Annotated in this window: 7 protein-coding genes and 3 rRNA genes; 5 read left to right on the forward strand and 5 right to left on the reverse strand. The window is 53.9% G+C overall.

Annotated features, from left to right (window positions below; all coding sequences use genetic code 11):
- Positions 1-20: 20 nt before the first annotated feature.
- The 4 genes from tyrS to rrf all read left to right on the forward strand — a co-directional run bounded on the left by tyrS (position 21) and on the right by rrf (position 6662).
- A complete protein-coding gene (tyrS, locus tag ACXAE6_RS07415; protein ID WP_475146305.1) occupies positions 21-1214 on the forward strand; it encodes a tyrosine--tRNA ligase in 1194 nt (397 codons plus the stop codon).
- Between the two features lie 467 nt (positions 1215-1681).
- Positions 1682-3210 (forward strand): 16S ribosomal RNA (locus ACXAE6_RS07420).
- A 217-nt stretch (positions 3211-3427) separates the two neighbouring features.
- Positions 3428-6315: ribosomal RNA gene (locus ACXAE6_RS07425) — 23S ribosomal RNA — on the forward strand.
- Between the two features lie 231 nt (positions 6316-6546).
- Positions 6547-6662, forward strand: a 5S ribosomal RNA gene (rrf, locus tag ACXAE6_RS07430).
- Together the 16S, 23S and 5S rRNA genes form the textbook arrangement of a ribosomal RNA operon.
- Positions 6663-6938: 276 nt before the next feature.
- Here rrf and ACXAE6_RS07435 read toward each other — a convergent pair.
- From ACXAE6_RS07435 to ACXAE6_RS07455, 5 genes are all read right to left on the reverse strand, one after another.
- Positions 6939-7289, reverse strand: coding sequence for a hypothetical protein (locus tag ACXAE6_RS07435; RefSeq protein WP_475146308.1), 351 nt, complete (start codon positions 7287-7289; stop codon positions 6939-6941).
- 50 nt (positions 7290-7339) lie between these two features.
- Positions 7340-7822 carry a DUF2306 domain-containing protein gene (locus ACXAE6_RS07440; RefSeq protein WP_475146310.1) on the reverse strand — a complete coding sequence of 161 codons (483 nt, stop codon included), beginning with the start codon at positions 7820-7822 and terminating at the stop codon, positions 7340-7342.
- A gap of 41 nt (positions 7823-7863) precedes the next feature.
- Positions 7864-9060: a pyridoxal-phosphate-dependent aminotransferase family protein gene (locus ACXAE6_RS07445; RefSeq protein WP_475146312.1), complete on the reverse strand. Its 1197-nt coding sequence runs from the start codon at positions 9058-9060 to the stop codon at positions 7864-7866.
- Between the two features lie 60 nt (positions 9061-9120).
- Positions 9121-9858, reverse strand: a complete 738-nt coding sequence (locus tag ACXAE6_RS07450) for a glucosaminidase domain-containing protein (protein ID WP_475146314.1) — start codon at positions 9856-9858, stop codon at positions 9121-9123.
- Positions 9859-9923: 65 nt separating this feature from the next.
- On the reverse strand, positions 9924-11192 hold the full coding sequence (locus tag ACXAE6_RS07455; RefSeq protein ID WP_475146317.1) for an RsmB/NOP family class I SAM-dependent RNA methyltransferase: 1269 nt from the start codon (positions 11190-11192) through the stop codon (positions 9924-9926).
- 112 nt (positions 11193-11304) lie between these two features.
- Between ACXAE6_RS07455 and ACXAE6_RS07460 the strand changes: the two genes are divergently transcribed.
- Positions 11305-12102: an SDR family NAD(P)-dependent oxidoreductase gene (locus tag ACXAE6_RS07460; RefSeq protein ID WP_475146320.1), complete on the forward strand. Its 798-nt coding sequence runs from the start codon at positions 11305-11307 to the stop codon at positions 12100-12102.
- Positions 12103-12114: the final 12 nt, after the last annotated feature.

Consider the following 12114-nt stretch of genomic DNA (forward strand, 5'->3'; position numbering starts at 1 on the left):
AATTCTTTTGAGGGTCCTTCATGTCTCTGGAGCAGACACTGGCGGAAATTCGACGCGGAACCGAAGAGATTCTGCTGGAAGACGAGCTGGTTGAAAAGTTGAAAAGCGGTCGCCCGCTGCGCATCAAGGCGGGGTTTGATCCAACCGCACCGGATTTGCACCTGGGCCATACGGTTCTTATTAATAAGTTGCGCCAATTCCAAGAGCGCGGCCATACCATCATTTTTCTGATTGGTGACTTCACTGGCCTGATTGGTGATCCATCGGGCAAGAATGCGACCCGTCCGCCACTGACGCCCGAAGAAGTTGCGCAGAATGCGGAAACTTATAAAGAGCAGGTGTTTAAAATTCTGGACCCGGAGAAAACCGAAGTCCGGTTTAATTCAGAGTGGATGCACAAGTTGGGCGCTGCCGGCATAATAAAGCTAGCCGCCCAGCATAGTGTGGCGCGGATGCTCGAGCGGGACGACTTTAAAAAGCGCTATAAATCCAACCAGCCCATTGCTATTCACGAGTTTCTCTATCCTCTGGTTCAGGGGTACGACTCCGTTGCATTGGAAGCGGACGTTGAGTTGGGTGGAACGGACCAGCGCTTTAATTTGCTGGTGGGTCGTGAGTTACAAAAAGCCGAGGGGCAGACACCTCAGGTCGTGATGATGACCCCTTTGCTGGAAGGTTTGGACGGCGAGAAGAAAATGTCCAAGTCGCTGGGTAACTACGTAGGCATCACCGAAAGCCCAGGCTCGATGTTCCAGAAAATCGTTTCCATTCCCGATTCGTTAATGTGGCGCTGGTACGAGTTGTTGTCATTTAAAACGCTGGATGAAATCGACTTGTTGAAACAGCAGGTTGCCGACGGCGCCAATCCTCGTGACATCAAAATCGAATTGGCACGAGAACTGGTCGCTCGCTTCCATGGCGATGAAGCGGCCGCCAACGCCCATAAAGGGGCCGGTAATATTGTGCGCGAAGGCGAGGTGCCGGAAGACACGCCGGAAGTGGTTTTGGAGTTGGGTGATCAAGACGAGTTGCCAATATCCGCCATCGTGAATCAGGCCGGTCTGGCTACAAACGCGGCGCAAACGCGTGACATGTTGAAAAACGGTCGCGTCAAAGTTGACTGGCAAGTGGTCGAGGCTGGTTTGAAGTTGGGCGCTGGTGATTATTTGATTCAGGCTGGCAAGAAAAAACTGGCTCGAGTCACCTTAAAATAAGATCCATGGGCGGTCCTTTCTGTTGATTGTCATCTTTCTTTCAACTTTCCCCGTGGCGGCCGTTGACAGCGGCCGCAAAAAGACTATTATACGCCTCCCTCGCCGCTGAGCGCGGTTGGGGAGCGAAGTTTTCCAGTCTTTCTTCTCTTGGTTCGGTGCTTTCTAAGTGCCTGTTTTGAAAAGAAAAAATCTGAATCTTCGGTTGACAGTGCGGCGCCGATCGGTAGAATGCGCGCCACGCTAAAGGGTGGTCACCAACAGCTGTGACACCTTGTGATCTTTAACATCGTCAGAAGTAATTCGTGTGGGCGCTTGTGGGTCGACCTATATGTCCTTAGGGACAAAACTCGATCGACAAGTGACCTGTCAGAAATTCTGAGAGGCGTTTATTCGAACTTAGGTTCGAATGAGCTTGCGAACGAGTCATGAGTAAAGGCGGAGTGTCTTTGGATGCTTTGCCAGACTTTAAACTGAAGAGTTTGATCATGGCTCAGATTGAACGCTGGCGGCAGGCCTAACACATGCAAGTCGAGCGGTAACAGGACTAGCTTGCTAGTTGCTGACGAGCGGCGGACGGGTGAGTAACGCGTAGGAATCTGCCCGGTAGTTGGGGATAGCCCGGAGAAATCCGGATTAATACCGAATAATCTCTACGGAGGAAAGGGGGCTTCGGCTCTCGCTACTGGATGAGCCTGCGTGAGATTAGCTAGTTGGTGGGGTAAAGGCTCACCAAGGCGACGATCTCTAGCTGGTCTGAGAGGATGATCAGCCACACTGGGACTGAGACACGGCCCAGACTCCTACGGGAGGCAGCAGTGGGGAATATTGGACAATGGGGGCAACCCTGATCCAGCCATGCCGCGTGTGTGAAGAAGGCTTTCGGGTTGTAAAGCACTTTCAGACAGGAGGAAGGGGTTTCGGTTAATACCCGAGATCATTGACGTTACTGTCAGAAGAAGCACCGGCTAACTCCGTGCCAGCAGCCGCGGTAATACGGAGGGTGCGAGCGTTAATCGGAATTACTGGGCGTAAAGCGCGCGTAGGCGGCAAGTTAAGTTGGATGTGAAAGCCCCGGGCTCAACCTGGGAATGGCATTCAAAACTGGCTCGCTTGAGTACGGCAGAGGAGTGTGGAATTTCCGGTGTAGCGGTGAAATGCGTAGAGATCGGAAGGAACACCAGTGGCGAAGGCGACACTCTGGGCTGATACTGACGCTGAGGTGCGAAAGCGTGGGGAGCAAACAGGATTAGATACCCTGGTAGTCCACGCCGTAAACGATGTCGACTAGCCGTTGGGACCTTTAAGGACTTGGTGGCGAAGTTAACGCGATAAGTCGACCGCCTGGGGAGTACGGCCGCAAGGTTAAAACTCAAATGAATTGACGGGGGCCCGCACAAGCGGTGGAGCATGTGGTTTAATTCGAAGCAACGCGAAGAACCTTACCTACTCTTGAAATCCTGCGAACTTGGTAGAGATACCTTGGTGCCTTCGGGAACGCAGTGACAGGTGCTGCATGGCTGTCGTCAGCTCGTGTTGTGAAATGTTGGGTTAAGTCCCGTAACGAGCGCAACCCTTATCCTTATTTGCCAGCGATTCGGTCGGGGACTATAAGGAGACTGCCGGTGACAAACCGGAGGAAGGCGGGGACGACGTCAAGTCATCATGGCCCTTACGAGTAGGGCTACACACGTGCTACAATGGCCGGTACAGACGGTTGCGAAGCCGCGAGGTGGAGCTAATCTGAAAAAGCCGGTCGTAGTCCGGATTGGAGTCTGCAACTCGACTCCATGAAGTCGGAATCGCTAGTAATCGTGAATCAGAATGTCACGGTGAATACGTTCCCGGGCCTTGTACACACCGCCCGTCACACCATGGGAGTTGATTGCACCAGAAGTGGGTAGCTTAACATTGGGCGCTCACCACGGTGTGGTTGATGACTGGGGTGAAGTCGTAACAAGGTAACCCTAGGGGAACCTGGGGTTGGATCACCTCCTTAAACCTAGACTCGCAAGTGTCCACAACGAATTACTTCTTAGAGGCTGAATCGAGCGATCGATTTGGCCTTTAGGCGTTCTTTAACAATCTGATTGAAGTTTTCTCAAAGAAAGAAGTCTGATTAAAACCAAGCGTAGCAATATCTTTGTCGTTCAAGACGTCGCTCATAAGCTTGAAGCGTGAAGCCACTTCGGTGGGGACACTCCTTCGGGTTATATGGTCAAGCGATTAAGCGTACAGGGTGGATGCCTTGGCAACTGGAGGCGATGAAAGACGTGGTAGCCTGCGAAAAGCTTCGGGGAGGTGGCAAACGACCTGTGATCCGGAGATGTCTGAATGGGGAAACCCACCTGCTTTTAGCGGGTATCTTGTTCTGAATACATAGGAGCAAGAGGCGAACCGGGGGAACTGAAACATCTAAGTACCCCGAGGAAAAGAAATCAACCGAGATTCCCTCAGTAGCGGCGAGCGAACGGGGACCAGCCCTTAAGCACCGGGCCAGTTAGTGGAAGGTTCTGGAAAGGACCGCCATAGTGGGTGATAGCCCCGTACACGAAAGCTCAACGGTGTGAAATCGAGTAGGTCGGGACACGTGGTATCCTGACTGAAGACGGGGGGACCATCCTCCAAGGCTAAATACTCCCAGTTGACCGATAGTGAACCAGTACCGTGAGGGAAAGGCGAAAAGAACCCCGGAGAGGGGAGTGAAATAGACCCTGAAACCCTGTACGTACAAGCAGTCAGAGCCCCTTCGGGGGTGATGGCGTACCTTTTGTATAATGGGTCAGCGACTTACATTACGTGGCGAGGTTAACCGTATAGGGGAGCCGTAGCGAGAGCGAGTCTTAACTGGGCGTCCAGTCGCGTGATGTAGACCCGAAACCCGGCGATCTATCCATGGGCAGGTTGAAGGTTGAGTAACATCAACTGGAGGACCGAACCCACTAATGTTGAAAAATTAGGGGATGACCTGTGGATCGGAGTGAAAGGCTAATCAAGCCGGGAGATAGCTGGTTCTCCTCGAAAGCTATTTAGGTAGCGCCTCGGACTTATACCTACGGGGGTAGAGCACTGTTTGGGCTCGGGGGTCATCCCGACTTACCAACCCCATGCAAACTCCGAATACCGTAGAGTACTATCCGGGAGACACACGGCGGGTGCTAACGTCCGTCGTGGAAAGGGAAACAACCCAGACCGTCAGCTAAGGTCCCAAAATCCATGTTAAGTGGGAAACGATGTGGGAAGGCTTAGACAGCTAGGAGGTTGGCTTAGAAGCAGCCACCCTTTAAAGAAAGCGTAATAGCTCACTAGTCGAGTCGGCCTGCGCGGAAGATATAACGGGGCTCAAACATGGTACCGAAGCTACGGACTTGTGCTTGCACAAGTGGTAGAGGAGCGTTCTGTAAGCCGTTGAAGGTGTGTTGAGAAGCATGCTGGAGGTATCAGAAGTGCGAATGCTGACATGAGTAACGACAATGGGAGTGAAAAACTCCCACGCCGAAAGACCAAGGGTTCCTGTTCAACGTTAATCGGAGCAGGGTGAGTCGGCCCCTAAGGCGAGGCTGAAAAGCGTAGTCGATGGGAAACGGGTTAATATTCCCGTACTTGGGTGTACTGCGATGGGGGGACGGAGAAGGCTAGGTGATCCAGGCGTTGGTTGTCCTGGTTCAAGTGAGTAGGGAGTGGGATTAGGCAAATCCGGTTCCACAATCCTGAGACACGATGACGGTCGTTCTACGGAACGCGAAGTCACTGATGCCCAGCTTCCAGGAAAAGCCTCTAAGCTTCAGGTACACCGGAACCGTACCCAAAACCGACACAGGTGGTCAGGTAGAGAATACCAAGGCGCTTGAGAGAACTCGGGTGAAGGAACTAGGCAAAATGGTGCCGTAACTTCGGGAGAAGGCACGCTGGTGTTAGGTGAAGGTCTTTACGACTGGAGCTGAGGCCAGCCGAAGATACCAGGCCCCTGCGACTGTTTATTAAAAACACAGCACTGTGCAAACACGAAAGTGGACGTATACGGTGTGACGCCTGCCCGGTGCCGGAAGGTTAATTGATGGGGTTAGCTTAGGCGAAGCTCTTGATCGAAGCCCCGGTAAACGGCGGCCGTAACTATAACGGTCCTAAGGTAGCGAAATTCCTTGTCGGGTAAGTTCCGACCTGCACGAATGGCGTAACGATGGGGGCGCTGTCTCCACCCGAGACTCAGTGAAATTGAAATCGCTGTTAAGATGCAGTGTATCCGCGGCTAGACGGAAAGACCCCGTGAACCTTTACTACAGCTTCACACTGGACTTTGAACTTGTTTGTGTAGGATAGCTGGGAGGCTTAGAAGCGTGGACGCCAGTCCATGTGGAGCCGACCTTGAAATACCAGCCTGGCAAGTTTGAGGTTCTAACTCAGCCCTGTGATCCAGGGCGAGGACCGTGTGTGGTGGGTAGTTTGACTGGGGCGGTCTCCTCCCAAAGAGTAACGGAGGAGCACGAAGGTACCCTAAGCATGGTCGGAAATCATGCGGTTAGTGTAATGGCACAAGGGTGCTTGACTGCGAGACGGACAGGTCGAGCAGGTGCGAAAGCAGGTCATAGTGATCCGGTGGTTCTGTATGGAAGGGCCATCGCTCAACGGATAAAAGGTACTCCGGGGATAACAGGCTGATACCGCCCAAGAGTTCACATCGACGGCGGTGTTTGGCACCTCGATGTCGGCTCATCACATCCTGGGGCTGAAGCCGGTCCCAAGGGTATGGCTGTTCGCCATTTAAAGTGGTACGCGAGCTGGGTTTAGAACGTCGTGAGACAGTTCGGTCCCTATCTGCCGTGGACGTTGGAAAACTGAGAAGAGCTGCTCCTAGTACGAGAGGACCGGAGTGGACGAACCCCTGGTGTACGGGTTGTGATGCCAATCGCATTGCCCGGTAGCTACGTTCGGACGGGATAACCGCTGAAAGCATCTAAGCGGGAAGCCCCCTTCAAGATGAGTTTTCCCTGAGACTTCGAGTCTCCTAAAGGGCCCAGGAAGACGACCTGGTTGATAGGCTGGATGTGTAAGCGCTGTGAGGCGTTGAGCTGACCAGTACTAATGGCCCGTGCGGCTTGGCCATATAACGCCCAAGGGGTGTTGGCGGCTTGGACGCAACAAAGATAGAGCTATAGAACACTTGGACGATCGGACAGAAGACGGCTGGTGAGAAAGAAAGCTAGAAAGCTAGCTGGCTGTAAGAAAGATGAGAAAACGTGTCAATCAGAGCGAATTGGGTGCGTTGTTGACAGAAGCCAACACAGAAAAACGGCTTCGTTAAAACTGCAAAAAACAACAGCCACCAACCAGTTTGCTTGACGACCATAGAGCTGTGGAACCACCTGACTCCTTGCCGAACTCAGTCGTGAAACGCAGCCTCGCCGATGGTAGTGTGGGGCTTCCCCATGTGAGAGTAGGTCATCGTCAAGCTTTTATTGCGAACCCCAGGTCAGAGATGGCCTGGGGTTTTTTATTGCCTGGAAACCGGAGGACGACGATGTCCTACTCTACGAGTCCCGGGATGCCGGCCAGCGGAGCGCCGCCCGGATCCTAATCAAGCTTTTAATACCGCCCCGGACCAGAGATAGTTCGTCTGGCCCGACATATCGGTATCGATTTTATATTGGCCGGAAACCCGGGCAGACGATGACTCGATCAATGGTTCAGACTGACGCGTTTTCTGATCCATAAGTTTGGGGTAATGAATCAGTGATCATCTACTTTGGACTGGAATGAGACGGGCAGTCCGTTTGGACCTTCAAGAAAGTAGATCCGTTCGCCGTGAGCCTCCATGGGGCCCTGAGGGTTAAGGCCTTGTTGTTTGGCCTGTGCTGCGAATGCATCTGCGTCATCAACGACCAGTTGCAGCATGGTACCCGCCGGCATGCCCTCTCCTTCAGGCCAAACTTCGATCCAGCTGTCGCCAGCCAGAAAGACGCCACCTTGATCACTCGATGCCATTTCAGATTCAGTCGGCAGGCCAAGGGCGTGGAAGAACTGAAACAGCGCCTTTGATTCATGGCTGATGGTGCAATACCTTAAGCTGAGTACGTTCACGAGTTGCTCTCCCTACCAGTCTCTCAGTGTTACCTACCTTGTCGGCGTGATCAGCCCCAGGCAATGACGCCCATCAGGCGGTGTGGTAGTAACGTAAATATCCCCGCACCCAGTAGCCCCCAATGGGTGCACAGCATAATAGAACGATGGGTTTTGACGCGGTGCTTGCGCGCAGCGATGACACCAAACACCAGGCAGATCAGGGTGTAAACGCTGAGAATGTGGATGGGACCGAAGCCGCCAGGGAACCAAGGTAAAGTGCGTAGCCAAAAGGATGAGATTGCTACGCCGGTCAACAGTACAACCCAGCAGTAGCCGGATAGCCGGTGAAGCCAACTTCCCTTGCGGGTAGTTAATGCCAGTGAGCCTAAAATGACGGCAATCAGGGCAGCGCAGGCATGGAGTGTGGTCACTGTTGAGACTGGTTGTTGAATCACGAAAAATAACAACTCAATCAATAGCCAGCTGGCGATCGCAGTAGGTAACAGCAACCCGACGTAATGGCTCGACGCGATGCGATTTTGAGCGGTCATAGCGACTCCCTGTTGTTATATTCCCTGCGTCTTTAAACAGTCTATTCCGGCGAATGTCGTTGCAGTTGGTTTTCCAGTTCTGCCATACCCGAAGGCACATCCAGCGATTGCCCCAGGTCGTTAAAGGTAGAGCCTAAAGCATGCAGAGTTCGAAACAGGTTATGAACCCGGCATTGCTCACCCATCTGGCCGATACGAACGATGGGTGGTCCAAAAGAACCTGCGATCTCAACGCGGTAGTGTTGAGAAATATGATCACAGACCTGCTTTGCATCTAGTCCGACAGGCAACTCAATGCCAACTACCGAGTTCAGCCGTGCTGGTGGTTTAACATAGAGTTTTAATCCGAGCGCCTGGATACCGGCCTGCAATGCCCTGCTGCTCGTGGCATGGCGTTCAAAACGCCGCTCCAGTGTTTCTTCGCAGACTAAACGCATAGCCTCATGCAGTGCCAATAAGCCAGAAACTGGGGCGGTATAGTGATAGGAAGCACGATGCCAGAACTGAGTAGCCAGGGTGGCATCCAGAGTCCAGTGAGTCATAGGGACCGGGCGATCAGAAATACGTGCCCAGGCGCGCTCTGAGAAGGCCACTAAGGAAACGCCGGGGATAGAACTCAAGCCTTTCTGGCCACCGGTAATGACAGCATCGATGTTCCAGTTATCCATTTCCAGCGGCATGGTCGAGAGCGTACAAACCGCATCAACGATGATCAGACAGTCGTATTCATGAGCCAGTTGGGCGATGCGCGGCAATTCAGTATTGTGGGTGGTGTTAGAGGTTTCCCCCTGAACCAGCGTCATAATCGATGGCCGGAACCGTTCCAACACTTGGCGAATGTTTTCCGGATCGGCGCCCTGCCCATCCGCAACTTCCAGCTCTTCCACTTCACCACCGGCACGGCGGGCCATTTCTGCCAGACGGTGGCTGAAAAAACCGTTACGCACACTGAGCACTCGAGTGCCGGGCCAAACCAGATTGGCCACGGCCATTTCCATCGCAGCTGAGCCTGGTCCGGCGACACCCATCAGCCAGGGCGATTCGGTCTGGAAAATATAGCGCCCCATGCGTTTGACCTGGTCGATGATGCGCGCCATCGATTCACCCAGATGATTAATCACAATGCCGTTGGCCGCTGCAACAGGCCCAGGAATGGGAACCGGCCCGGCGCCCATCATCAGCAGAGGTTCTTCGGGCAAAATGCGACTGAGGCTATCGATCTGGGGGACATCTAACATGGTGTTTGACTCACTTTGATACCGCTGGATAACTGCCTTGATACTAGCATGACGCCAACCTTAACCGTCATAGGCGGTCAATTCATTGAAGCGAATCATGGCTTCGAGTTCATCAACATAGGCCTGACCGCGCTGGGAGTAATTGATCAAGGTTGGCGCTAATGCCAAACCGGTTATGGGCTCCCCCGCTGCCCGCAATTGAGCACGGCGTTCACGCAATTCGGCATAGGCATAGTGGGTATTTATATTATTCACGTAGCGACGAACGGATTGTCGTGCTGACGCGAAACGCGCGACTTCATGGCTGGCATCATCATCGCGCGCTTCCGGTACCAGTCCACAGCCGCGTGAATAACACCACTGGCCGAAATAATTGTTACCTTCGCGGGCGAAACGCGATGTGCCCCAGGCGCTTTCATTGGCAGCTTGAGCCAAAGCTAAAGACGGCGGAATAATGTCTACATGGGACAACAATGCCTGCCAGTGCTCAGCATTGTCTGTTTCGAAGTCTTCCAATTCATAACGATGGGCCAGGGCGCTTAACCAGAGTCGCTCAAACCAGGTTGCCCGGTTCGCTTCCACAACGGCCGATAATTTAGTTCGGCTGGAGAGAATGGCCTCGTTCTCTGTATCGATCAATTGTTCGAAATAATCGAAAAAAGCGGTCTTGCGTTCATCACCATCAGTGAATTTGCTGAAGTCCGGAGCCTGCGGTGTGGTGGGATGCGTGCTCAGCCCTGCAGCCAGTGCCAATATCAGCACCAGCAGTAAACCGAGGATAGGAAAGTGACGTGTCATATGGCTGCGTACCTGAGAATGTCAGGTCAGTATACCAAGGCTGACATTGCTCGCAGCAGACTTGCTCAGTGGCGCTGCATGACGGCAACGAAAAGCGTATCAGCGTCTTCCTGTGGTGCGCCCAGCAGTCGTTGCTCTGTCAGGGCGAAGTGCGGGTGGGCAGCTAGAAAATGAGCCACCCTGTCTTCATTTTCGGAAACCAGCCAACTGCAGGTTGCATAAACCAACCGCCTACCGGGTTTGACGGCGTTACTGGCGTGCGCGAGTAAGGCGTCCTGAGTGTCATTCAGTTCTGCCAAGCGCGCTGAGGTTAATCGCCAACGCGCATCCGGGCTGCGCCGCCAGGTACCGGCCCCGGTACAGGGTGCGTCTACCAGGACTGCATCGAATGGCGCTTGATCCGGCAAACTGGCAGTGCCATCCAAAACGGCTGTGTTTAAACCGCTCAGGCCCAGCCGGGCAGCCCGTTGCCGACATTGGTTCAATGCGCCGGGACGAATATCGGTGGCCAGCACCTCACCGTTGGGTTGTGCTGCATCAAGCAGTGCCAGCGCCTTACCACCGGCGCCTGCGCAGACATCCCAACAGCTTTCACCAGGCTGTAACGCAACGGCCGCTGCTACTGCCTGACTGGCCTTGTCCTGAATTTCGACCCAACCTGACTGCCAGCTTTGACTGCGCTCCAAACCCGGACGCGCGGTGATTGCCAAGGCCTGATCGTAACGGTTGAGACACTCGAACCCTTCTGTGCGCAAACTCGCTTCGGCTTCGTTCTCGTAACCCCGCGCCAGTCGCAGCCACAGTGGTGATCGCTGGTTTTGCATTTTCAGCCAAGCGGTTTGGTCGACATCATTCCAGTCACTGGCTCGGGCTCGTTGGACTAACCAGTGATCCCATTCAGACAGCCAGCCGTCTTGCAATCGATTTAAGATGGCGCGGTCGTCTGCACTGAATGAATCAAGCCAGGCGCGTCGCTGTGGGCCGTCGGTTATTTCTCGTGGTAGTTGATCGTCCGCACCATCGAGTAATACCAGCCAAACCCAGATATCAGCCGGCGCCATTTGTTTGAGTTCCGGCCAGAGTCGGTCAACCGCGGGTTCGCTCGTCTCGCCCTGCCAGCGACGCTGCAAATAAACAGGCACGGCGGCCTGGCGGCACAAGCGGAAAAAAGCATCGCTGTAGAAGGCTCTGTCTTTGCGCCCAAACTTTGGCTCGGAACGAAAGCGTTCTGCCAGCCAGCGATCTGTGGATGGCCAGTTGGGTTCTTTGAGCAGAGCTTCAGTCAGGCGGAACAGGTGCGACCAACGAAAGCCCGGCCAGGAATGTGCAGTCATATCAGAACCGGATTCAGGCTGGGCGGCGCAGTATAGAGCAGGCGATACCGGCTGCACAGTCAGTCAGGCTCTGGCAAGATGCCTGAGTCCTCATGTCTTGGAGCCCACGATCATGACACAGCCATTGGCACTGATTACCGGCGGTACTTCCGGTATCGGCGCGGCCTATGCCGAATTATTGGCCGAAGCGGGTTATGCGCTGATTCTGGTTGGCCGGCGCCAGCGTGAATTGACCGAAGTTTGCAGCCGCCTGACAAGCCAGTTCGGTGTCACAGCGGAGCCTGTCTTGGCCGACTTATCCGTGGCTAGCGAACGCCAGGAGCTAGCCCAGCGTATTGCAGCTTTGCCCCGTTTGGATGTGTTGATCAATAACGCCGGTTACAGCAAAGATGGCCTCTACGGCGATGTCAGTTGGCCGCAGCAGCAAGCGTTGCTGGATGTGCATGTGCAGGCGACCTGTGAACTGTCCTATGCTGCTTTGCCGTTGTTATTAGCGCAATCCGGTACGCTGATCAACGTATCTTCCGTAGCGTCCTGGTTGCCGACGCCACAGAGCGCGCTTTATGGTCCAACCAAGGCTTTTGTGCGCTCTTTTTCTGAGACACTGGCGCTGGGCTATGGTCGTCAGGGATTGAAAGTGCAGGCACTGAGCCCTGGGTTTACCGTGACCGATTTTCACGAAAAGCTGGGTATCGATCCGGATAAATTCTACCGATCAAGAGGCTTAATGCGTGCCTGGAGCGCACGCACCGTGGTGCAAAAATCCTGGCGCGACCTTCACCGTGGCCGCATCGTTAGCATTCCCGGTTGGAACTATCGCCTGATTGTTGTGCTGTTGCGTCACCTGCCCATGAGCTGGTTGCACTGGCTTATGAAACGTTCAACCGTGGCGCGTTACGGTGCCGATTAACGAAACAGCATC

The sequence above is a fragment of the Saccharospirillum sp. ABV4_185 genome, from assembly GCF_056159245.1.